At 40.7% G+C, this 24,444-nt stretch carries 15 protein-coding genes; all 15 read right to left on the minus strand.

Going from position 1 to position 24,444, the window contains the following annotated elements; translation table 11 throughout:
• Positions 1 to 6 precede the first annotated feature (6 nt).
• Positions 7 to 3,318, minus strand: coding sequence for an ATP-binding protein (locus MS6x_RS16100; protein WP_482603469.1), 3,312 nt, complete (start codon positions 3,316 to 3,318; stop codon positions 7 to 9).
• On the minus strand, positions 3,315 to 5,864 hold the full coding sequence (locus MS6x_RS16105) for an ATP-binding protein (protein ID WP_482603470.1): 2,550 nt from the start codon (positions 5,862 to 5,864) through the stop codon (positions 3,315 to 3,317). Before MS6x_RS16105 ends, MS6x_RS16100 begins: the two co-directional genes overlap by 4 nt.
• Before the next feature lie 338 nt (positions 5,865 to 6,202).
• Positions 6,203 to 6,712: a hypothetical protein gene (locus tag MS6x_RS16110; RefSeq protein WP_482603471.1), complete on the minus strand. Its 510-nt coding sequence runs from the start codon at positions 6,710 to 6,712 to the stop codon at positions 6,203 to 6,205.
• A 35-nt stretch (positions 6,713 to 6,747) separates the two neighbouring features.
• The gene (locus tag MS6x_RS16115; protein WP_482603472.1) at positions 6,748 to 7,506 is read right to left on the minus strand and encodes a DUF6090 family protein; all 759 of its coding nucleotides are present in this window, start codon (positions 7,504 to 7,506) and stop codon (positions 6,748 to 6,750) included.
• Between the two features lie 112 nt (positions 7,507 to 7,618).
• Positions 7,619 to 10,885: a S41 family peptidase gene (locus MS6x_RS16120; RefSeq protein ID WP_482603473.1), complete on the minus strand. Its 3,267-nt coding sequence runs from the start codon at positions 10,883 to 10,885 to the stop codon at positions 7,619 to 7,621.
• Positions 10,886 to 11,056: 171 nt separating this feature from the next.
• On the minus strand, positions 11,057 to 12,055 hold the full coding sequence (locus tag MS6x_RS16125) for a metallophosphoesterase family protein (protein ID WP_482603474.1): 999 nt from the start codon (positions 12,053 to 12,055) through the stop codon (positions 11,057 to 11,059).
• A 78-nt stretch (positions 12,056 to 12,133) separates the two neighbouring features.
• On the minus strand, positions 12,134 to 13,627 hold the full coding sequence (locus MS6x_RS16130; RefSeq protein ID WP_482603475.1) for a M28 family peptidase: 1,494 nt from the start codon (positions 13,625 to 13,627) through the stop codon (positions 12,134 to 12,136).
• A gap of 126 nt (positions 13,628 to 13,753) precedes the next feature.
• On the minus strand, positions 13,754 to 15,262 hold the full coding sequence (locus MS6x_RS16135; protein ID WP_482603476.1) for a serine hydrolase: 1,509 nt from the start codon (positions 15,260 to 15,262) through the stop codon (positions 13,754 to 13,756).
• A gap of 134 nt (positions 15,263 to 15,396) precedes the next feature.
• Positions 15,397 to 16,605, minus strand: a complete 1,209-nt coding sequence (locus tag MS6x_RS16140; protein WP_482603477.1) for a dipeptidase — start codon at positions 16,603 to 16,605, stop codon at positions 15,397 to 15,399.
• A gap of 8 nt (positions 16,606 to 16,613) precedes the next feature.
• Positions 16,614 to 17,972 carry a serine hydrolase domain-containing protein gene (locus tag MS6x_RS16145; RefSeq protein WP_482603478.1) on the minus strand — a complete coding sequence of 453 codons (1,359 nt, stop codon included), beginning with the start codon at positions 17,970 to 17,972 and terminating at the stop codon, positions 16,614 to 16,616.
• A gap of 11 nt (positions 17,973 to 17,983) precedes the next feature.
• Entirely contained in the window at positions 17,984 to 19,669 is a 1,686-nt protein-coding gene (locus MS6x_RS16150; RefSeq protein WP_482603479.1) for an N-acyl-D-amino-acid deacylase family protein, read from the minus strand.
• Positions 19,670 to 19,677: 8 nt separating this feature from the next.
• On the minus strand, positions 19,678 to 20,859 hold the full coding sequence (locus MS6x_RS16155) for a DmpA family aminopeptidase (protein WP_482603480.1): 1,182 nt from the start codon (positions 20,857 to 20,859) through the stop codon (positions 19,678 to 19,680).
• Positions 20,860 to 20,874: 15 nt separating this feature from the next.
• Positions 20,875 to 21,921 carry a proline iminopeptidase-family hydrolase gene (locus MS6x_RS16160; RefSeq protein ID WP_482603481.1) on the minus strand — a complete coding sequence of 349 codons (1,047 nt, stop codon included), beginning with the start codon at positions 21,919 to 21,921 and terminating at the stop codon, positions 20,875 to 20,877.
• 235 nt (positions 21,922 to 22,156) lie between these two features.
• Positions 22,157 to 22,876, minus strand: a complete 720-nt coding sequence (locus MS6x_RS16165; protein WP_482603482.1) for a hypothetical protein — start codon at positions 22,874 to 22,876, stop codon at positions 22,157 to 22,159.
• 684 nt (positions 22,877 to 23,560) lie between these two features.
• The gene (locus MS6x_RS16170; RefSeq protein WP_482603483.1) at positions 23,561 to 24,253 is read right to left on the minus strand and encodes a Type 1 glutamine amidotransferase-like domain-containing protein; all 693 of its coding nucleotides are present in this window, start codon (positions 24,251 to 24,253) and stop codon (positions 23,561 to 23,563) included.
• Positions 24,254 to 24,444: the final 191 nt, after the last annotated feature.

Here is a 24,444-nt window from a genome sequence, read left to right on the forward strand (position 1 = left end):
TTGTACTTAGCTGTTTTGAATGCGTGTTGGCAATTCTATTATAAAGGTGGTTCCTTCTCCTTCTTTTGTCTCTAACTTCAATGCTCCTCCATGTCCTTTCGTCACAATATCATAACTCATGGACAATCCCAAGCCGGTACCTTGTCCTGTGGGTTTGGTGGTAAAAAAGGGTTGGAAAATTTTATCCACGATTTCTTTTGGGATGCCATTGCCATTATCCATTACCGAAATCTGTACCCTATTGTTTAACTTTTTTGTAGCAACTGTTACCGTTGGTTTAAAAGCAGGGTCTTGAGATTCTTTTTTACGTTCATTGCTCACATAAAATGCATTGGTAATCAAGTTTAAAATCACCCTTCCCATATCTTGGGGTATGATATCGATGTTGCCAATGGTCTCATCGAAATCGGTCTCTAAGGTTGCGTTAAAGCTTTTGTCCTTGGCACGCAGGCCGTGATAGGCTAGGCGTAAATATTCATCGGCAAGAGCATTGATGTCCGTTGGTTCTTTGATGCCGCTACTACTTCGGCTATGCTGTAACATCCCTTTTACAATGGCATCGGCACGTTTGCCATGGTGGTTTATTTTTTCTAGGTTTTGTTTGATGTCCTTTGCTAAGGCTTTAGCCTCTTCCAAATCACCTTTAGCCAACTCTTCGTTCATTTCATCAATAAGTTCGGTATTTACCTCAGCGAAATTATTGACAAAGTTTAAGGGATTTTGAATCTCGTGGGCAATACCAGCGGTAAGTTCTCCTAAGGAAGCCATTTTTTCGGATTGAATGAGTTGGGATTGAGTGGCTTTAAGGTCTTCATAGGCCTTCTCAATCTCTTTAGCCTGAGCCAGTTCCTTATCTTGATTCTTCGCTTTCTCCCTGGCAAGTATACTTTTAGTCTGTATTTTAACCAAGCCGTACACTATGAGACCTAAACCTAACAAATATAAAATATAGGCCCACCATGTGGCATACCACGGCGGTAGCACCACAAAAGGGTAGGCGATTTCTTCAGAAAGCGTACCGAAGGTGTTTTTGGCCTTGACCCGAAAGGTATAGGCGCCAAAGGGAAGACTGGTGAAGTCGCGGGAGGTTTTACTGCCCCATTCGCCCCAGTCTTCATCAAGCCCTTCTAAAAAGGTCTGGTACTGCATCCTATTTTCCTGGACGAAAAATGGCGATACGTAATTAAAGCTTATGTTATTATCGCTGTACAACAGTTCTGGAATATCATCTCCATGGTATTCTGGCAAGGTCAGTAGGCTGTCAGCCGATTTTACCACGCTAAAATATAGGGGGTTAACATAATCGGTTTTGTATTCCATGGTCGGGTCCAATCGCAGCAATCCCTCATCGGTACCAAACCAAAAAACACCACTGGGTTCTGTATAGATTGCGGGGCCAACGGTGGCAGTAATTAAATTAAAGGGATATTCTTGTAAGATATAGCTACCATCCGGTTGTAGTTTGGCCAATCTTTTTTCCCCTTTAAAAAGCAGCGCAACATCTCCAAATTGATTACCACTAAGCCCATTGAGGTCTAAATTGATATCGGCAATTTCGTCCGAAAAGCTGAAGATGCTATCCTTTTTAAAGGATTCTGATGCGTTATCAAAGTAAAAAAAGCCTTCGATGCCAGAAGTATATACTTGTCCTCCGATTATTCCCGCAGTTCCAGATAGCCCTTCTATACCATCTGCATCGTTGTATCCTTCAACTTCGGCATTTGAAACATCTAGATTACCGGAAGCAGTTTTTGGGATTTGAACTCTATATAAAGTACCCGACTGTGTTCCTGCCCAGATTTCACCTGAACTGTTTTCAACAACCGTGTAGACATTACGGGTTACCCCCGAAATAGGTCCGATAGATTGGTATTCATACGAACCAAATTGGTTGGGGAAACGTTTAAACACATGTAGACCAAAGCCTCCACCTAAAAAAACATAGCCCGGATACTTTTTAGAGATGAGAAGTTCAACCGTTTGAAACGATTCCGTACCTTCGATGACACTGGCTTTATTTCCTTGAATTTCAAAAAGTCCAGGCCCAGAGGATATGAGCTGGTCTCCATCCTGTTCCAAATCAAAAACTTGGGTGTTGGGAAAGTTCTGGACCTTTTTGATGATGCCATCCGCATGGTCTATGTAAAGGATTGAAGTAGAAGTGCCCATATACAGATCATCTCCATAGGCATTTATAGAAAGTACGTTCCCCACTTCATATTCCTCGGAATCAAATCTAGTGACCGGTGAAAAAAGTTCAATTTTGGAAAGTCCGGCATTGGTGCCTACCCAAAGATTCTGCGTACGGTCTAGATAAAATGCATAAACGCTTTGGTCCGGAATGGAGTTTTTGGTAGTAAATTGGGATAATACTTTACCCTCTTGATCAATGATAAAAAAGCCACTTCCCAATACACTGATGGCATATGTTTTATTGGGTAAGGCCAGAGCTTTGTATAGACTTCTAGTTTGCAATAGGGAATCAATTTCGGTTCTGAACGGTTTAAAGTCAGTTCCGTTAAAATGAAAAAGACCGCCCGCAAAGGCTCCTACAAGAAACTCCCCAGGATTTTTATAGGGTAGGAGTACTTGTACCCGATCCTTTCCAAAAAATTCACTACCGGGAATCAATTCCAAACGTTCATTTTTTTCCCGAAACAAACCCAGTTCGCTTTGGTGGGCATAAAAGGTATCGTCCAGCGAAAAGGAATACATAAAGTTAGTGTCCGGTTTCCAGATACGAATGGGTTCCTGCCCATCTTCCGCATCCGGGGAATAAATAAAAATCGCGTCTCGGGATTGGAAGTAGATTTTTCCCTTCACCTCCCTAATGGACCAGATATCATTAAATGGAATATCTTCTGGTAAAAATTCAATTAAAGATGTAAGCAAAGAAGTACCTGAGGAATCCGTGGTAACGATTCCAAAATCGTTGATCGATCCATAATAATACGTGCCATTGGTAGCGAGGTAGGTTGCTCTAATACTGGTATTAAAATCCTGTTCAGGATTGGTGAGAATTTCCCAGTTGACCCCGTCAAACTTCTGCAAGCCGCTCGATGTTCCTGCGTAAATAAAGCCCTCCTTGTCCTGGCCAATATTCCAAACCTGCTGGCCCGCGGGGTTGTCATCACCTATGACATAGTTCGTAAAGCTGGGAACGCCTTTACTAGCATTGATTTGGGCGTACGCGGGCGTACTATAACATAGTATTGAAAGTACGAAAATAAACATCCCTAGTACGTTTAAGTTCACTTGGAAACTAGTATTCAAAGCCATGTTTACTTCTTTGGTTTTTACTTCGTTTAATGATTTCATATTTGAGATTTTTTTATCATGTCAGTGTGAACTTTGTTCTGTATCGGTAGGTATATGATAAATGTAGTGCCTGCTCCCTGGTTAGTCTCTACTTTAAGCTCCCCACCATGCCCTTTGGTCACGATATCATAACTCATGGACAATCCCAAACCGGTGCCTTGCCCAGTGGGTTTCGTAGTAAAAAAAGGTTGAAATATTTTGTCTACAATATCTTTTGGGATACCATTGCCATTGTCAGAGATTGCTATTTGCACACCCTGAGACCCACCCCCGGCCCCTCCAAGGAGGGGAGTTCTTTTGGAAGAAACCGTCACAGTGGGTTGATAGCCTTTGATGCCGGATTTAACCTTTTCGTTTACTGCATAAAAGGCATTAGTGATCAAGTTTAAAATGACTCTGCCCATATCCTGAGGTATTACGTTTATCTTGCCAATGGTCTCATCATAATCAGTGACCAAAACTGCATTAAAGGATTTGTCCTTGGCGCGCAAGCCATGATAGGCCAAGCGCAAATATTCATCTGATAGGGCATTGATGTCCGTAGGTTCTTTGGTGCCGGTGCTGCTGCGGCTGTGTTGCAACATCCCTTTAACGATGCCATCCGCACGTTTGCCATGGTGGGTTATTTTTTCAAGGTTTTGAATGACATCTTCCATAATCGCCTTTACTTCTTCAAAGTCCCCGTTCTCTATTTCTTCCTGCATTTCTTCTAAAAGCTCCTTGCTCACCTCTGAGAAATTATTCACAAAGTTTAAAGGGTTTTGAATCTCGTGGGCAATGCCGGCAGTGAGTTCGCCTAAAGAAGCCATTTTTTCGGATTGGATGAGTTGGGTTTGCGTTTGTTGCAATTCTGAAAGCGCTTCTTCTGCGCGATGTTTTTGGGCTTGTAGTTTGATGAGGTTTTGTTGGGCAAGAACGGTCTGTTCTTCTGCTTTTTGGAGGTCGAGGAAACGGGTGTAGGTTTGTTCAAAGACTTTGGCGAAACGTTTAAAAATATCGTGTGCCTCCGGTACAAAATCCAATGTAATGAATAGGAGATAACCATATTTGAAAAAGGTAGCGTGGTCTATCTGTTTCTCAGGAAACGAACCGCCATTGGCTTTCAATTCCCTTAGTGCTTCTCCCATTACGGGAAGGGTGCATAAATAGTCATAATGAGCGGCACAAGCATCACCCTCAAATTCTTTGATGTACATTGATTCCCCTCGTTTCCCTGCTTCATAGTATTCCAAAAAGACGTTTTCCCTAGGGGTACGGTAAACAGGCATGGTACCTTCTTCCGAGCTAAACCATTCCGTTGCATCCTTTTGTCCGTAGATATTAAAGGCACATCCTCTAGTACTAATTCCTAAGGCTCTAACTTGCTGGTCTAACAGGAATGAAGCTTCTTGCAATTCATCACTATGTTGCATGGCCATGGTTCTGCTCCTTACTTTTTCTAGGGCTAGTTCAATTTGGGTTTCCCGAGCCTGCTTTTCTGCTTTCTGTAAATCTAAAAAACGTCTGTGTGCTAGGTCAAAGACACTGGCAAAACGTTCTAAAATATGTAAGTCTTCAATAGGTGGGTTGTGGACCACACCGGGCAAACTATAACCAATTTCACCATGACTTGTGCGAGCTATAATAAAAGTAAGTCCACCAATTTCCTCGATATCTTTTTGGGTTGGAGCATGTGGGTCGGCTTGCTGATAGTGCCCATGCGTATTCATTTGCTCTAAATAGTCCCAAGCTTCTTTGGCATTTAGAGCCAATACAAATGTTGGATCCTTGCTTTTTTCCCAATTAGCCAAGGGGGTAATCGTATCATGAACAAACTTGGGAACGGTAATTACCATGCCCACGCGACTCCCATCATGGGAGGTCATAGACATGTTGTAGGATTCTTTTTCCCAGCTCATATGCCAAAAATAATCTGCTTGATGTCCTAAGGATAAAAACTCTTTTCGCATAAGGACTACCACATCGAACAGGTCGGAAGATTTCTTCATAGCCGTTGCTTCGGCACGAACACGTTCTAATGTTCCTTCAACTTCTAATTCCCGATTCTTGGCTTCAAGTTCAACTGTTCTGCGTTTAATCGCTTCACGTAATTCTTGGTTTTCTAGATGTACCCTGTCAAAACCGATGTTTTCTCCTGCGTCCGCTTTATTATCCGTTGTAGAAAAATGTTGATAGATAAATCGCCAACCGTCATTTGTGTGGTGTAGTACTGACGACAATCTAAACCGCCCATAATAGCTCCAGTTCTCGTCATTTTTAAACCACGTGTCACACATATGAGTCAGAAAAACGTGATCTCCAAATTGTTCAAGGCTTTTACTTTCATTGCGTAAATCCATCAAACCCGAAAATTGCTCTCCTGTATCTCTAAAAAATGCCGTAGTATCTTTTCTATTAAGAAACTCTTCGTTGTTGGTAGAACCAATAAAGTGATAAGCATCATCTAAGTATTGATCATAGGTTGCCACATCACCGTTTAGGTAACCATGCAGCCATGAAGCATATACTTCTAGAACTTCTGTCTCTGTTTTTTTAGTCAATTTCATCCTATATGTATAGTGTCCAACAGCATGCTATATGCCTACAAGAAATACCTGGAGCTTTGAAAAAAGCTGTGGTTTCAATATCTCGTTTGTACTATAATTAAGGGGAATAACTAATTGGCAGTAAGATACTATTTTGTTCTCAAAAACCAATGCCTATGAGGGTTTTCGTGCATTAAATTTGGTCAAAAAAACTAAGGGTTATTTTATAAGACGGTATGGAGTTCTAGGCCAATTTATTCTTTGCATACCGTGGGCGGTACCTGCAGAAGCGGTAATGTTTTCAGGATCAGGGTTTTTGGTCAATGACATTTACATAAAAGAAAGCACTGGATGTATACTTACTCTAAGAATTGAGCCACCAAAGGGTTTTTAGGCTGCTCCATTTCACAGGTCCAGCTATCAATGAACCATCTGCCATTTTGATAATGCAATTGTATGCTATTCAATCCCCTGATATTTGTGGCAATTTTAGGGTCTGTGCGTATCTCAAAAGCACTCCATACCTGGGCAATATTCCCAAATTGGCTTACGGTTCTTTTGAGTTCCTTTTCGTGAAAATCTACTCTTGGCGTTAAGGCCAATGGAACATATTCTGCTGCTAACGTATGTGATTCTGCTACCCCATTTTCGTCCAGTCTTGTAATTACAGCACTGGGCGAATGGATATACTTGTCTCGCTCAAACTGCCAAGGGTCTTTGCTTGAACCCGATACCACATCATAATAGGCATCTATGATGGTAGCTATCGATTGTACATCTTTTCCATAGTTCTCTTCAAGCGTTTGACAAGTGATCGATGAACTCGTTAGCAGCATTAGCACAATAAATAACAGTAATTTTGTTTTCATATTTTCAGTTTTTGCTGTAAGCCTTTTAAATTGTCTTAGTTTTTATGCAATTCAGATGCAATAAGTACGATTAAGTTCTCCATTTCAGTATCTAGATTCTCTCTAAAAACCAGTACATCTTGGGTAAAGTCCAATTTCATTCCTAAGAGATTTCTTGTTCTTTTATCGCTTAGTATTTCATTATAGTTATTTATGGATTCATGTGAAATATTGATTTCTGTAACATTGGTTTTTACTATGGGTATAAAATTGATGTCGTTCTCAAAAATATCGTCGATACGTATTTGATGCACACTTAATCTATCTTCAAGGACGTTATTTAACTTATTGAATCTAAAGTCTAAATCGTTAAATTTTTCACTTATATTTTTGTTCTTAATCAGTCTTAGTTTGTTGGTGTTTTTTAAGTTGTCATAGGCATTTATGGTAGGAAGGTCGCTTTGTAAATCCCAAACTGCATTTTTGAACATGGCATCTGAAATTGTTCGCGTATCAACTTCAACCGAATTGGCTTCAATACCAAGAACGTAAATCAGTAATTTTTTTAAATCTATTTCTTCTGAAATTAATGATTCCGATTGCTGTTTGGCTAACTTTAAATTTTCTAAAAGATTTTCTAAAATAACTCTTTCCTCAATGCTGTCCTTTCTCTCCTCGTTCCACGTATTAATTTGCAATGCGATTAGAATCCCAATGACTACAAGCACAATTTCGCCAATGGCGTATTTGAAGTATTTTTTGGTTTTGCCTGTTTCCAAGAGGTTGTATCTAATTCGTCTGAAGAATTTTATCATACATTTGTTTTTATTGCCAGCGCACCGCCTGGCTCGTCACTATAAAAGGTCTTCTAGACCTTTTATATCCGTTCGGCCCTCTATAAAGAGTTGAATCATTCTGCTTGTCTTTCTAATTTCCTTGATTCCCCGTTGCAGGTGATGGGAACTTTGGCGGCACAATAGTTGTTCTTGTACCTAATTGTTTTAATAGTTCTTCTACAGCACGCTCTAATTGTGGGTCGTTTCCTTTAGTTAAGGATACCGCATCTTGCCTTACTTCTATATCTGGTGTAACCCCAACATTCTCGGCAATCCATTTGTTGTTTATGGGGTCAAAGACCGCATTATCTGGGGAGGTGAGGGCGCCGCCATCCACCAAAGGATAATGTACCGATGATTTTACCAAACCGCCCCAGGTAGTCATCCCAATAAGTTTACCCGCTTTTTGCTGCCGAAAGACCCAAGGAAAGAAATCGCCACCGGACCCGGCCATTTCGTTGATCAATAGCACTTTTGGTCCCAAAATGCCTGCAGGTAGCCGCATGGGTATACCATTGGGAACCTCGTTGGTTAAACCTGCCCGCAAACTACGCGTCATAAGGTCTACCATATAATCGTCTAAAAGTCCACCGCCGTTAAAGCGTTCATCAATCACAGCTCCTTCCTTGTCCTGTTGTGCAAAATAGTAGCGGTTAAAGGAAACATAGCCTTGGCCGGCCGTATTCGGTACCCAAACATAACCCAATCTGCCGTTGGAAAGCGAATCTACCATTCTACGATTATCCTCTACCCAAGTACGTTGCCGTAACGAATTTTCACTTCGTATGGGTTTTACAATTTCTTGCCAAGCGCCCTCAAAAGTGGGTTCACTATTAATGTGCAAGATGGTCTGTTTGTCTAAGGTTCCATCTAGGTATTTATAAAGGTTGTCCAAACCTGTTAGCTCATCGCCATTAACTCCTACCAAGTAGTAACCATCTTTAATATTAAGGCCAGGGGCATCCAAAGGTCCAGATAAACCAGGATTCCAACTCTCGGTAGTATATTTTCTTTGTATTTTCCAACGATTGTTTTCAACGGTCATATCCGCTCCCAACATGCCCATTTTGGAATCGGCAACTTTTGGATAATCCCCTCCGAACACAAAACTATGACCAACGGATAGTTCCCCGTTTACCTGATCCAGAACATAGGTTAGATCTGCCCTGTGTTTTATAAAAGGAACTAGGGGGGCATAGCGTTCGTATACAAGGTTCCAATCCCGACCATGAAGATTTGGATCATAGAAATAATCACGTTCATAGCGCCATGCCTCTTCGAACATTTGTTTCCATTCTAGGGAACGATTCAGTTTTACTTGCAAATCTACGCTCACCGTTTTTCCTTTTTCACCGCTATCTCCTTTCGTATCGACTACATTCCATTGTCCGTTTACATTTGCCAATAGATGGGCTCCGTTACCCGTGATGGAAACGTTTCTAGCTCCGGAAAGAAAGTCTTTGCTTTTTTGGTCTTCCAGCGTAAACTTTTTAAGACTAAGGCCTTTTTCATTGGGCACGTATTCTCCAATAAAGACAGACCCTTCTGGGCCAGCTACAATAAAGCTATATTCCCGTTCTGGAACCGGGAGGGCCAAAGTACGCCGGCTTAGAGTATCAAAATCTATTTTTACGAGCTTTTTTGGTGCTTCTTCATCTTTTTCTTTTTTGTTTTTCTTTTTGTCGGAATCTTTTTTCTTATCCGTTTCCTTTTCAGGAGTTTCCTCATCACTCTTTGGTTTAAAAGGGGAGGGGTCATCTTCTTGTAAATTGATAACATAAGCTGCATAGGAAGGACTGGAAGCCATGGAACTCGTATTAGCCCAACCGGAACCTAATGCTACTTCGGTGCTTGCTAGAAAATAAAATTGCTTGTGGTTTAAATCCCAAGCAGGGGAGAACGAATCTGCAAATGGGTCGGTGATGGCTCTTTTTTGACCATTGGTTGCAGACCAAATAAAAATCTGTCTGAAATTATTACTTCCAGCTTTTGCATACGCCAACCATTTGGAATCTGGTGACCAATGCATTGTAATGCTACCGCGTTCAATATTGGTGCCGCCAATGTCTATGGTCTGTATGGCCTCAGTATCCAGATTTAATACCCGTAAACGCACATCATCATCTACAAAGGCGATGTGTTTTCCATCTGGGGACCAACTAGGATCCCATGCCATTTTTGATTCCCCGATGGAAATCGAAGTAGGTGTATCCAAGCCGTCCTGTGAAGCCAACATCAATTTATATCCTTTACCATCTATATCTGAAAACCAGGCCAATTGATCGCCTTTTGGCGACCAGATCGGTGCTCTATCTGCGGCATTGGCAGTTTCCGTTATGTTTCTTGAATCGCCGAACTCCACTGGTATGGTAAAAATATCGCCTCTAGATTCCACAATAACCCTTTTACCATTAGGGGATAAAGAGGCAGCGCGTGCCGAGGAACTCACATCTTCCCACTGTGTAGCGGCCCAAGGAAAATCGCCAATAATGTCTATTGCTACTTGTTTGGACGTTGTTGTATTTAAATCTAAAAGATGCAGGTATCCTTCCCGTTCATAAGCGAGTGTATTTTCGTGGCCGGCCAGCCATTTAATGTCAGCACCTTTGAATTCCGTGACCTGCGCTAATCCCTTTGTTTTGGTATTATAAGACCAAATATTGGCTACCAAGTCACGATCTGATATAAAATATATTGTATCACCAAGCCATAGGGGTTGAATATCCGTAGTACTTTCGTTGGGTAATAATTCCTCTTCCGAAGTTGCGGTATTTAAAATTATCAAGGGTGTATTTTGACCACCCCGGTACGCGCGCCATTCACTATCCCAACGGCTCACCCTATCGATGATCAAGTGGTCGCCATCAGGTGCGAACGCACCATCATAAGCCCATTGTGAATGCACCAATGAAGGGATATTTTCCGTAACGCCTGTAGTCCATAAACGATTAAAGGGACTGGGTGCTGTATCTCGGTTACTGGCGTAGAGGATGCGTTCCCCATCATTGCTCCATCCCCTAACCAAGGATCCGCTGGGATGCCACGTCATTTGTTTTGCTTCACCACCCTCTGAAGCGACCACATAAACGGCCTCATATCCCGATCGATTAGAAGAAAATGCGATTTGTTTGCCATCTGGGGAAAAATAGGGATTGGATTCCACCGCCGGGGTACTTGTAATTCGTTTTGCTTCGCCACCAGCGATGCTGCTTACCCAAATATCGCCTCCATAGGCGAAGGTCATTTGGGTGGCACTGATGTCTGGCTGTCTCAATAATCTAGTGCCCTGCGCTTGTGCAGCAAGTATTGTTAAACAGGATATCATTAAAAGGGCACTACTAAATCTTAGCTTTTTCATTGTTAGTTGTTTGAATAAAGGTATTGCGATCTAAGTTTATTATGTTATACGTTGGTATTCTTGGTCAAAAATTGCTCCAGTATTGAGTATCTCATGCTATAGTTTACTGCGATTAAGGTTGAAGAAAACGATACCAATTACCAACTATTAACTAGGTACAAATGGATACTTTCAATGTATCTGTTTTCCAGTGATTGGTAGGCTTCCTCTTTCGTTTAAAATACCGTTCATCTTCAAATGGGTAATCACAGGTTTTTTATCCATACGTACCAGCGAAATATGGTCAAAGGCCATGGAATCTGTTTTGTTCTGGCCGCCTCCTGTGGTTCCAAGGATAATATAGTCGCGATTATTTTTTATCCTATGGGAAAACGAATGCTCGTGGCCATTAATAACGGTGTAGGGACGCGAGGCCAATAGTTCTTCCAAAGCACCTAAACCTTTTTCATCTGTACGTTTCCAAAGCGGTTTATGCATGAGCACGAACGTCCATTTTACGGTAGGATACGTTTCCAGTATTTCTTTGAAATAATTGAATTGGTCATTGCTCATACCACCTACTTTACGTTCTTCCATATGATAGTACTCGGTATCTTCATATTCGCCTTCTATTTCTCCAGCTATAATTTTAAGGGCCTTGGCACGGGCCTCATATATTTCATTCATGCGCTGTTCCTCATAATCTTCCGAATCTAGCATTAAAAAGAGTACCTCTTCATATACAAAATGATAGTACCGCCGCCCGAAACGTTGTTCCCAAAACTTGCGCATGACCGGGTTGGTCAAATCATGATTACCACCGAGGTAAAAGAAAGGCATATTAAATTTGGAAGTCCTTTGGTCAAAAGAATTCCACTCGGTAGCCAATTGTAAAGAATCTTCTGTCCCACCGTCAATCAAATCACCAACACTTACAACAAATGTTGGGTCCAACCGGTTTAGTTGGCTCACTGCTGCGCTGTAAACGCCTTCCCGTTCGCCCCCGTTTAAATCTGAGATAATGGCAAAAGTAAAATCTTCTTCTTCTAGCTCAAAGACATCACTTGTCCATGGCTTGGAACCCGTAGCTATGTTGTGTTGAAATGTTGGAACCTTTTTGGTTTCAATCTTAGTCTTACAGGAGCTCAAGCATATTAAGGCTAGGACGGCAATTGGAATATTAAGCTTCATAGTACGTTAGACGCTGGTGTTCTTTCGATTGGTTTTTTGTTTGACATTCCCAGTACAAGGTAATAAAAGCTAGAACCGTTAATTTTTAATTGGTGCCGCTGGCGTGTTTCCATATAGCACATTACCTGCAGGTTCGTATTTATCGCCGGCTACCCAAAAAGGCTTTTCAGGGTCGTTGGCTATCAACCTACCCGAGAGCACATAACCTTGATAAAATTTTAATAAATAGTCATAATCAAGACTATCCGCTTCATCACCCGGTTGGTGGTAATATTTATTGATTTCTTCATCGAAAGCGTCAAATCCTGTTGAATAGGTGGGAGCTGGTATTCCCACGCTCGCAAAACTTACATTATCGCTTCGGTCAAAAAGTCCTTGTTCCGGTGCTGGATCATCTATAGCTTTAAGTCCAAAAGCTGCTGCTCCTGCAACAATGTGTTTCTGAGCTGTGGTCCTCCCTAAGCCTATGACAGTTGCCAAGGCGGTATTGTTATACCCTCCGCCATCTGTATTGAAACCATAGACGATTTGTTTCAAAGGAAACATCGGATGCTGAACATAGTATTTACTACCCAATAATCCTTTTTCTTCGGCCGTAAAAAAGATGAATACAGCGGAGCGGTTCGTTGGATGTTTTCCAATATTTTCTGCCATACTTAAAACAGCAGTTGTTCCTATAGCGTTATCGCGGGCGCCGTTATAGATAGTATCACCTTCTGCATCTGGTGCACCAATACCTACATGATCATAGTGTGCAGAATACATGATATATTCATCCTTTAATTTTGGATCGGTTCCTTCTAAAACCCCTATGACATTTTGAGTTTCTAGTATTTCTTCTTTTTTCCCATCCGTTTCAATTTTATAGGATAGCTTAGAAGTATTTATTGCGCCTAATTTTTCAGAAGTTGTATTTACCCAAAGATGGATGAAGTCATTTTTTGCATCTTCAGTATCTGTAGCATCGGGAATTTGAACGCTTTCTCCCATGAAGTGCGAAATGCGAGACCACCAATCTTCTTCTAACATCGTCATTTCTACAAGCCCAATAGCTCCATTTTTAGTAGCTAATTCCTGCTTTTGCTTATGCGCTCCGTATACGGCTCTGGCATCAGCGGCTTCAGGAGTCCCTCCCTTTACTATAATTAGTTTGCCTGTTACATCTTTTCCTTTGTAATCTTCTTCGCCTCCAAAACCTAGGTATACGGCATCTCCGGAAAGGGTAGTTGCTTTCGCCTTAACAGCAATACTGTGTGGATGGGTCTCTCCATTAATTGCCACGTTTAGCATAGTTGGTGGTGCTGTTTGTACCAAGTTGAAATTTTGAAAATAGCTATTACTTGAAGGGTGCGGTTGTACACCATAACTGCGTAAGGTGTTGGCCAAATAACTAGCTGCTATTTTATTTTCCGGCGTTCCCGTACCGCGTCCTCTTAGCAAATCGTCCGCCAGAAAATAGATGTGCCCCTTTATGTTATTTTGGTCTACCGTTTCTGCTGCTTTTTCAGCATCTGTTTGTGCGCTTGCAATACCTATAAATGCACACATTAAAAGTGTAATGTAGTTTTTCATTTTGAAAATAGTAATTGGGTTCATGTTTTTAATTATTTGGTTACCAAGGAGCAGTATGGCTAAACAATATCCTTGGTTGAAAAGTACCTATTTAATTTTGATTAGGAAAGCATCACCTTCGATTGGTCATCTCGTTTTTGTGAATCCTTCCCCCATAAAATCAAATTCCTCTATTTTACCGTCACTGTTCATTTTAAACTGAATCATCATTTTTTCTTTAAAACGTGGGTCCTTATTTGATATAAAAGTGTCGTAATGCCAGTGTTTTGCATCATAGGTAATGAAATCATTAAAATTTACCCGTAATTCGGTATTTTGAATAGTAACAGTAGCCGTACCCAACATTTCATTGGTGTACTTGCCCGCATAGCTTTCTATGGGCAATGTTGGTTTAGTATCTTTTACACGTGCTGCTAATTTCTTTTCTGATGTCTCTATCTTCTTTTTCTTGATACCTTCATACAAATCAAAAACCTCGGTATGCCAATCGCGGTTACTATCATTAAAAGCGAACAGGTCCATGGCTTTATATAGGATGGCATGGCGTAACTCTGCATGATCCAAATTGGCAAATACATATACCGCCACATCCTTGTCATGCATAATGCCGGCAATGGCTACTAAACCAAAAAGGCTTCCTGTATGAAAATCGAGCTTATGACCTTTGTAATCTTGTTGAAACCAGCCTAGCCCATAGGAATTCCAATTGGGTTTGGTCAAGTCATTCGTAGGGTACGTACCTGTTGAACCCAAAAAAGAATGGGGCTCAAATAGTTTTTTAAAGGTTTTAGCTTGTACCAGCGTGTCCGACTTAAATACACCATCATTGGTTAAAAATGTCAGGTAATTGGATATATCATTTGCCGTTGAGCAGATCATCCCTGCCGGACCTATTTGATCTGAGAATCCATAATCTACTTGCACGATTCCATCTTCGGGGTCGTCCAAATAGGGGGTTACATAGTTGCCGACTTCAAAAATATTTTTCGCAATGGTCTGCGATCGAGTCATCTCTAAAGGATTAAAGACACGTTCTTTTACAAACTCGTTCCAAGGTTTACCGCTGGCGGCAGCAATCACTTCCCCAGCTACCGCATACATGATATTTTGATAGGTAAACCCGCCGCGCAAGGGGTAGGTTTTTTTCGCAAACTGAAACCGTTGTATTGTTTCTTTTGTAGACAGACTGTCCAAGGTCCAGAGGGCATCCGCATTACCGATCCCTAAATTGTGGGTCAACAAATCTTTTACCCGGGCATCTGCCGTGCTATAGGCATCCGATAATTTAAAGTAAGGTACATAGTCGGTTACTTTATCATCCCAATCCAATTTGCCGTCATCTACCAACATGCCCATGGCAATGGCGACTACGGCTTTAGTGGTAGATGCCATATTGAACAAGGTGTTTTCATCTACCGGTTCTTTGGTCACCAGGTTTTTGACGCCATAGGTTTTTTGAAATACCACTTCACCCTTTTTTACCACAATGGTGGCCAATCCGGGAACTTTCCAATCTTTCATGCCCTGAACAATCATGGCATCCAGTTTTTTATTGTTAGCCGTTTGTTGGGATCTTAAATAATGGTTTAATCCAATGGATAAGCTTAGCAAAAGGAATAGGGTAAGTTTTTTCATAATTGAATTACTTGACTGTTAAACAGGGAATCAAATTGTTCTTTAAGGTGTCCTAAATTTTGTATTTGGGTTGCCCCTTTACAGGAAACATACTAAGCACAAAATAGGATGATGTAGCATTGTTTCATTTCTTATTAGTTGTTTGTTTCATTTGCTATTAAAACCCTAAGCAGGTTTTCTCCCAAAATTTTATTGATATCTTCTTTACTGTACCCTTTTTCAACTAAGGCATTGGTTATGAGAGGGTAGGAAGTCACATCGTCCAAACCAATTGGTGCTGAGGTAATACCATCAAAGTCAGAACCAAGTCCAACATAATCTACACCTACTAAATCTATGATATGAATGATATGTTCCATAAGCTGCTCAAGGGTGGGCCTGAACGATTGGACTTCATCCGCATACTTTGTAAACAGCAACTCTTCTGCAACATACATATTTACACCTGCTGAAACGAGCGAATCGTTTTCGGATTGGTGTTCCAGTAAAAAAGCCTCTCGTTTTTTTTCGTAATCAGGGCTTATAAAACCCGAATAGAAATTGATTTGGACTACCCCTCCATTTTTTGCTATAGCCTTGATTTGATCATCTTTTAGATTTCTGGGAACAGGGCAAAGGGCATACACGGAACTATGTGAAGCGATAATTGGCTTGGAGGTGGTCTCTATAACATCCCAAAACGTTTGTTCGCCAACATGACTAATGTCTACCATCATACCCGAGGCGTTCATCCTTTGGACGACTTGCTTTCCAAACTCGGTCAAACCCTTTTTTCCTTCCGAGTTTAAAGTTCCTCCTTCCAAGGCGGTTTCATCGGCCGCACTTGTGGCCCAAGACGTAGAATTGTTCCAAGTTAGAGTCATATAGCGTGTGCCACGTTGGTAAAGCGAGTCAAGTTTGGCCAAATCATTTTCGATCATATGACCGCCTTCAACACCAAAGAAAGCAGCAATTTTTTGTTGGTCAACGGCATCCATCATCTCCTTAGAATTTGCCACTTCTACAATTTTATCAGGATTTCTTTTGGCGATAGCATCCATAGAATCGATTTCTACCAAGGCGTAGTTGAAAGGGTCGGGTTGGGTGCCATCACACCATACCGAAAAGAATTGCACATCTACACCACCTTTTTTTAATCGGTTCAGGTCAGAATGGGTAATGCCTATTAAATCCTGATCCAATACCGCCTCTTTTTCCATGGTCTGTAAGAGTACATCGTTATGAGTATCCACTAAAATAGCTTTCTTATGGATTTCCTGAACAGAAAGAACTTCCTCTTTTTTTTCGGTCTGGGATTTACAAGCGGCAAAAAAGGTAAGGAGTATTAGCATTTGTATTCTCATAGTGTGTTCTATTGTTTTTGTAATAAGTAATGACCACCCACTAAATCTACTTCAAGTATTCCATCATTTACGAAAATGGTATAATTGTCAAAAGTCCACCTACGGTTGCCTAAATAGGTGGTTAAGGTGTCAATTTTTCCATCGTTGTTGGATTCAACGGTAATCGTATTCGAAAGTGCTTTAATTTCAATGCTTTCCATTCTACCCCGGGTTTGACCGGTATAGATTCCTTCAATTTCTTTTGGGTCTAAGTCCAACGTAAGGGATTCTTGATGCTTCTTTTCTAACAGTTCCCATGTAATGTTATCTACAAAAAAATTACCCCCACGGGGCCCAGCTGTGTTCGTGAAACCAATAATATACAAGTCTTCTTTAGGAAAATACTTGGTTTGCGTCAAAAATCCCGGAATACCACCGCCATGACTTATTTCTTCATTGCCATAATTTTTATAATGTGATAAGCCCATGGCATAGCGTAGGGGAGTACCGTCATTTAGTGTTTTTGGTGTGATTAATTCTTGGTATTGTTCTTTGGTCAGTAGTTCTCCGTTATGTATCGCTTTCATCCAAACTAGTAGGTCTTCTGTGGTACTGCACAAAGAACCAGCAGCATAGGGCCAAGTATGGTTTAGGTATTCCTTTTGGTTAAGGTTCTCCGGGCTATAATCATAACCATATGCTTTATTTTTAACCACTTTACGCGTAGAACAGTAGTAGGTATTGTTCATGCTCAATGGCTCAAAAATAACTTCATTCAGGTACTCTTCATAGGTCTTTCCGGTTACTTTTTCGATGATGAGTCCCAAGAAAAAATAGGCGGAATTATTATAAATAAGCGCTTCTCCGGGTTCGAACAACAAGTCTTTCGTCTCCAATATCCGTAATAAGGTATCACGCGGTAATGCTTGGGGCACAAGACTTCCGAATTCTTCTATTTCCGTATAGCTGGCAATACCTGACGTGTGATTGAGCAGTTGGTCAATGGTTATTTTCCGGCCTTTGGTATCGTACTTCAAATACGTTGTAAAGTCATCATCCAGTGAAATTTTTCCAGCTTCCACCAATTTAAGAATCGCCACTGCCGTAAACTGTTTCGTAACAGATCCAATTTCAAAATTGGCATTCTCTGGCATGGGTACTTCCAATTCTAAACTGGCAAGTCCGTAAGATTTTTTCAGAAGGTTTTTTCCGTTTTGATGCACAAGAATGGCACCACCAGCTATAAATGCACTATCTAAACTAGACTGAAAAAGAGAGTCTGTATAGAATTCCAAGTCCGAAACCGCACTGGACGAACTATTTTTCTCATTCATACAGCTTGCTAATGTTAGCAGTGCAAAAAGGGTTATTAAGATTGATGCTCTCATAGTTTAAATGTTTAGTTAGTTTTCCAACCCGCTCCACGAACAACTCTACCTGGTGTTGCTCCTGTGTGTTCACCATTTTTAAGAACTTGCTCGCCATTGACAAAAACATGTATCATGCCTTCTGCAAATTGATGCGGATTATCAAAAGTGGCTTTATCGATAATTTTACTGGCATCGAAAATGGCCAAATCGGCATAATTACCAACAGCCAATTTCCCTCGTTTTTTTATTTTTAGATTGGACGATGGAAGTCCACTCAACTTGTAAACGGCCTCTTCCAGAGAAATGACTTTCTCTTCACGTACATATTTGCCTAAAAGACGTGCCACATTACCGTAAGATCTAGGGTGCGGACTAGAATTGGTGAACGGAGCAACAGGGGCAATAGAGGCCCCATCAGATCCAAAACTCATATAAGGGAGTGCTATCTGTTTTTTTACATTTTCTTCTGACATCAAAAAATAAACCGTACCCACACGACTACTATCCTGAACTACCAGGTCAATGGCTGTTTCTTCCGGACTGGTACCTCGCATTTTAGCAACTTCACCTAAGGTCTTTCCAGTCAAATAACGGAGACTATCGTTTCTAAAACTGTTTAATATCAATTTTTCAGGGCTGCCTGCGGCAAAATATAGATTCTCCCACCCATTGCCTTTAGCTTTCATTTCACTAATGACCTTTTTCCGAATGGCAGGGTCTTGTAAACGTTCCGCCCATTTTCCATATCCGCCTTCTTGTACCCAAGGGGGCATTGAAGCGTCTAAGCCGGTTGCGCCGGCAGTATAGGTGTACATGTCCGTAGTTATTTGTAGTCCGGCTGAACGGGCAGAATCAATTTTGGCAATGGCCGTTTCCCATTTGCTCCAGTTGTCCTTTCCTCCTGCTTTTAGATGGTAAATCTCTGCAGGAATATCCGCTTCGTTGGCTATTTGTAGTAATTCATCAATCGCTTCCAACCAATAATCGCCCTCACTGCGCATATGTGAGATGTACATGCCGTCATATTCAGAGGCTACCTTGCATAATTCAATCAATTCTTGGGTGTCTGCATAAAAGGCAGGTGCATAAATTAGCGATGAGCCTATACCCATAGCCCCTTCTTCCATGGCGGTTTTCGCAAGGGCTTTCATATTTTCTAACTCTTTGGGCGTAGGAGGACGATTTGCTTCGCCCATCTCATGGATTCGTAGTGTAGTGGCACCGACAAATGACGCAACGTTAGGGGCTATCCCTTTAGCTTCTAAGAATTCTAAATATTCCCCCAAGGTGGTCCATTCAATTGGGTAGGTATAATTTTTCTGAACACTCAATTCTTGTTCCCGCATTTCTTCGTTAAGCGGACCCATAGACCAACCTTCGCCCATCACTTCTAGTGTAACTCCTTGGCGAATATCACTTTCAGATTTCCCATCAATGATTAGGGATTCAGTTGCCCAGCTGAGCATATTGATAAACCCGGGTGCGACAGCCAAGCCCGTTGCATCTATTTCTTGTAATCCTTTCGCGTTTTCCAAGGTTCCGATAGCGACAATGGTATCGGCATTAATACCGATAGCTCCTATGTAGGAGGCTTCTCCGGATCCGTCCAGTATTTGTCCGTTTTTAATAAGAATGTCATAGGTTTTGGTTTCGCTACACCCAAAAAGAACCGCAATTAAGAGGAAAAGTGCTATTGCATTAATATTGTTTTTCATCGGTTATATTATTTAAACGTTTCAAGACGATTGTACTTTTTCAACACTTCTAATAAGAGGTCATGGGGCAGGGCATAGGCCTTATTTCCATTGATACCTTCCATAGTTTCCGCGGCAACCATGGCATTAATAATGGCTTCTTCCACGGCTTGCACCGTTGCTTCAAAAAAAGGGGTTATCCTATCATTGGGGAAGGTTTCCACAACAGAGATTTTGTCTCTATTAAAGGCACCCTCGTTGGCGGTTGAAAATGCCAAGAAGATATCTCCGGAACCATTGCTTCCCCTGCCACCAACAATACCGATTCCCAAAGGAATACGTTGAGCGATTCTTTTTAATTGATGTGGTAGTAATGGGGCATCCGTAGCAACAATGACGATAATAGAACCGTCTCCTTCCTTTCTTCTAGATTGTGGGGGTGCATTGAACACATGGTTTAAGGTGTCTTTTAGTTCCATCCCAACGGGAACCCCAGCTATGGTGAGGTTCTTTTTTGATCCAAAATTAGACTGTACGATGGCGCCAACAGTATAGGTGGAATCATTAATATTAACAATTCGAGACGAGGTTCCCGTACCTCCTTTGAATCCTAGACACATCATGCCCGTACCACCACCAACATTCCCTTCGGCTATTTTTCCGCTAGATGCATTACTAATCGCTTCCCGTACATGTTTTTCTTGCACGTGAAATCCGTAAATGTCATTTAAAAAGCCATCATAGGTTTCTGCTACTACGGGATAAGTGTACCACCAATCTTCTCCCTGGTACCAGTCGGTCTCTACATACCATTTTAATACGGCATCACGGACCACACCCACACTGTTGGTATTCGTAATCATGATAGGAGTTTCCAAAAAACCTGATTCCGTAACCCATGTGGTACCGGTCATTTCGCCATTGCCGTTAAGGCTGTACCAATTGGCATATACCGGGCTCATTTTTTTAGCTTTTCCTCTCGGGAATATAGCCGTAACTCCTGTTCTAACCGGTCCTTTGCCTACGATATTATCGCCTTTGCCCGAAATAATGGTGCTATAGCCTACCTCAACTCCTGCTACATCGGTAATAGTATTCAATGCTCCTGTTTTTCCATAAAAAGGAACGCCCAGATCTCTGGCACGTGGTTTTTGGGCAAAGACGCATTGGGTAAGCATCACTGCCATTGAAATAAGAAAGGCTTTTTTCATTTAAATTATAGGTGCTTAAAAGTTACCGTTATTTACGTCTTTTATAAATTTTATCAATCCAGAGAAATAGGCATCGGGGTCATCATATTGGGATATATGTCCTGACTCGGTAGTTAAACTTCGTCCGTTTTGAACTTCTGTACTCATCCATTCCATGTATTTCGGATCCATAGTGTCGTACGTACCACCAATCATTAAGGTGGGTATTTTCAATTCGCTTAATCGACCAGAAACGTCCCATCCTTTTAAACTGGCATCACCGGTAACTCCAAATTCACTATAGCCTTGCATATAGATGTAAATAGCAGGATTGAGATGTGAGAAGGCGCGATTGAGGAATTCTGGCCACTCCTCCAAGGGCTTATGCAAGACGTGTTTGGGGTAATAATGCTGTGTGACCAGTTCTGCATAACGTGGGTTGTTAAAATCTTCAGCGACCTCCATAGCTTTGATTTCTTTATAAACTTCCGGTGGTAATTGCGGGCCCAAAACTTCCGCAGCATATTTTTCGTATTCGGGAATACTTGCCATCATATTTGAAATAATGAGACCCTTTAAATTATCCTGATATTTTAGCGCATATTCCATCGCTAAGATTCCGCCCCAAGATTGTCCTAGCAGGTAAAAATTATCTTTGTTAAGGTTTAGCGCCTTTCGAACTTGTTCTACTTCCTCCACAAAGTGTTCGGTAGTCCAAAGCGTAGAATCGTTCGGTTTATCACTGTAATACGAATCCAATTGATCGTAATAGATGTATTCTATTTCTTCATTAGGGAGGTAACCGTCAAAATTTTCAAAAAACTCGTGCGTGCCTCCAGGACCGCCATGAAGCAGTAGTACCTTCATTTTTGGATTGTTGCCCATACGTTTTGTCCATACGTTAAAGGTTCCTTTAGGGGTTTCAATCGGTATCATTTTTATACCACCTGTTTTTTGATCAACGCTAGCGGAATAATCAAAATAACTACTTTTTTCAGTAATTGTGGTTTTAGCTTTTTGGGTGTCCTTGCAGCTCATTGAGAAGAACAGGATTAGCAATACTAGTAGTGTAATTCTTTTCATGTGTTTAATTCTAATTGGCTTAGGATTTAATTATAATCTTGGTAGTTGCCGCGCTAATTCATCTCTGAATTTAGTCAATAATTTGAAAGGATTTAGAAAATAACCAGGGCCCATGTCCTTTTAGATTTTTTGTTAAATAGCACAACGCGTACTATTATACTCATTTTGTTTGTTGTTGGTATTTATTTCATCGATTCTCTATTGAATTAAAGTTAACTGCCAAATTATCCGAGTCTTATGTTAAGGGCAATGCTTTAAACCATTCTGCAAAGGCTTGCCAGAATCCAATTTCGATTTCAAATACCAACACGGAATGCACAATGAGATAAAGTACAAGTGTCAATGGGAAGATCCATCTACCTACTTTTTGTTTACGTTCGGCAACAATCAGTCCTATCAGAATGAGATAGACTATGCTAAGGGTAACCAAATAACCGGTGGGGTCAAAACCAGAATCCGGAAAGAAAACATATAACACAAGTCTTACAAGAGCAGGCTCTATGAGTACAATCCCTGCTACAATCATTCCACGTGCATGCATGGCCAATCTATGGCGGTATTTGATAGCGATGCCATAACCCATAGCAAAAATTAACAGGTCTTTCATAGGTATCCACAGTTCAAGACCCACATTCTCAATTGGACCTTGACGTGTGTTATGTGCCAAAAGGATAATAGAGATAAAAATTAGGGGGACCAATAGATAGGACAACCTTCCTATTTTTCGATGCAAGACAAATTTCTTCTGCCTAATGAGTATCGGTTGGACAATAAGCATCAAAATCCATAGTACTGCGAAAAAAGCATGAAAGTGGAAGTAAAAACTAAAGTCCGCCGTACCGTCCAAGAATTTACTAAAATACGAAGGCCAAAACCCAGCTAAAGCAAGTAAAAATAAGGTAATGAAGAAATAACCAGATGTTTCAAATGCTATGGAACGTTTGGACGGTTTCATGTATTTTGTTTACTGGATTAGGCTAGGCCGAATGAGTAACTCATTCACTGATTCTTGAATAATATTAACACATTGCAAGCTTATATGTTGGAGCCTTTTCTGCTAATACGTCTAAAGCAAAAGGTCCGAAAAACATCAAGAGCTTTATAACTGTTTAAATAATTAGGCAGGCCATCCATGACAATGAGTATTGGTTTGTAAATGAAAACACTAAAATATCAACCTTGGTTTCATTGGCACGTATTCCCCCGAACGTGACGACCTACCTATATTTTATAATAAATTTCTTACTGTCTTGATTTTTGATGGTTTTCAACTCTTTTAAGAACAACTGGTTTTTGTTTTAAAGTAATCGATTAAAACGTTAGAATTCGATGAAGTAGTACGAACGGTTCATTTTATTGTCCGAACGATTCTTTTTATTGATCTAAAACGCATAATTCCATTATTTAAAAACATGGCATTGTGAAGGTTATTTTGTAGGCACTGTAGGGTTTTACTTATGTATTTATTAAGAAGACTAAGGGACTTCTTATTTTGTTTGGAGTTCTAGGGAAGTATGAGCTGATGAAATGCGATAAATCGTTGAAATTTAAATACTCTTTTTGTCAATATTTTTAGGAAATTTTGATTTTGTTTTGGCTAGCGCATTACGCCCAAAGAATCTCTTACTGCGTTCGATTATTATTTAAGAATCTCTGCGCTTAGTGGATCTTCCATTATTTTACCCTCTTTTTTATAAACGTGATAGGAATGATTTTCATTATCCAATGAGACGGAAGTATGCACAGCTCCGTTTATAAAGTGGATAGCAGATCTATCATCACAGGCATATCCGTCCGAGAGTTTTTCTAGTAGGATGTTCTCATGATAGAGCGGACGTCTGGTAGGTTCCGAATTGTAGTGTGGACAATGACTTTTATCTATGAAACCCATTCCTGATACAATGCTTAGATGTGCCGGTCGTGAATCTGTTGTACCGCCATTGAACCAGCATAAAGATCCTGCACTGCCGCCACCCATTATAGTTCCATTATCATAGGCCTTTTTAAGGGCAATATCTATGCCCTGCGCTTTCCAAATGGCGAGCATATTTAAGGTATTGCCGCCACCTACTACAACAGCATCCATGCGGGATATTTGCTCAGAAAACGTTTCTTGATGTTCATAGGAGTTTACCCATACCTCCAGTATGTGGGGTATTACGTTAATGTGCTTGCATACTTCGTAAAATCGTATGCAATAATCTTTGTCATCTCCACTCGCGGTAGGAATAAAACAGATGTTTGGTCTTGATTTTCCAGTGGCTTCCGCCATATATTTTAGAAAGGGCACCGTGTGTCTTCCACTGCCGTAAACCAATAATTGTTTCTTCATCCCTACAAATTAATTATTCTTTTCAACATATGCAGCCAAAGTGAATAGATAATACATTTTTATTCCCTATGATTACTTAAATTATTTAGAAATACGGGTGTATTAAGGCTTAAAAAACAAAAGAATAGTTGTTGTAAACCATTAGGTTTTTTGATACGAAATACTGTATATTTAAAAAAACTCATTTCCTC

This window comes from Maribacter sp. MS6, from assembly GCF_056839185.1.

Excerpts from the sequence above, each read along its gene's own strand:
- MS6x_RS16100 (WP_482603469.1), bottom strand. The coding sequence starts at position 3,318 with ATGAAATCATTAAACGAAGTAAAAACCAAAGAAGTAAACATGGCTTTG.
- MS6x_RS16105 (WP_482603470.1), bottom strand. The coding sequence starts at position 5,864 with ATGAAATTGACTAAAAAAACAGAGACAGAAGTTCTAGAAGTATATGCT.
- MS6x_RS16110 (WP_482603471.1), bottom strand. The coding sequence starts at position 6,712 with ATGAAAACAAAATTACTGTTATTTATTGTGCTAATGCTGCTAACGAGT.
- MS6x_RS16115 (WP_482603472.1), bottom strand. The coding sequence starts at position 7,506 with ATGATAAAATTCTTCAGACGAATTAGATACAACCTCTTGGAAACAGGC.
- MS6x_RS16120 (WP_482603473.1), bottom strand. The coding sequence starts at position 10,885 with ATGAAAAAGCTAAGATTTAGTAGTGCCCTTTTAATGATATCCTGTTTA.
- MS6x_RS16125 (WP_482603474.1), bottom strand. The coding sequence starts at position 12,055 with ATGAAGCTTAATATTCCAATTGCCGTCCTAGCCTTAATATGCTTGAGC.
- MS6x_RS16130 (WP_482603475.1), bottom strand. The coding sequence starts at position 13,627 with ATGAAAAACTACATTACACTTTTAATGTGTGCATTTATAGGTATTGCA.
- MS6x_RS16135 (WP_482603476.1), bottom strand. The coding sequence starts at position 15,262 with ATGAAAAAACTTACCCTATTCCTTTTGCTAAGCTTATCCATTGGATTA.
- MS6x_RS16140 (WP_482603477.1), bottom strand. The coding sequence starts at position 16,605 with ATGAGAATACAAATGCTAATACTCCTTACCTTTTTTGCCGCTTGTAAA.
- MS6x_RS16145 (WP_482603478.1), bottom strand. The coding sequence starts at position 17,972 with ATGAGAGCATCAATCTTAATAACCCTTTTTGCACTGCTAACATTAGCA.
- MS6x_RS16150 (WP_482603479.1), bottom strand. The coding sequence starts at position 19,669 with ATGAAAAACAATATTAATGCAATAGCACTTTTCCTCTTAATTGCGGTT.
- MS6x_RS16155 (WP_482603480.1), bottom strand. The coding sequence starts at position 20,859 with ATGAAAAAAGCCTTTCTTATTTCAATGGCAGTGATGCTTACCCAATGC.
- MS6x_RS16160 (WP_482603481.1), bottom strand. The coding sequence starts at position 21,921 with ATGAAAAGAATTACACTACTAGTATTGCTAATCCTGTTCTTCTCAATG.
- MS6x_RS16165 (WP_482603482.1), bottom strand. The coding sequence starts at position 22,876 with ATGAAACCGTCCAAACGTTCCATAGCATTTGAAACATCTGGTTATTTC.
- MS6x_RS16170 (WP_482603483.1), bottom strand. The coding sequence starts at position 24,253 with ATGAAGAAACAATTATTGGTTTACGGCAGTGGAAGACACACGGTGCCC.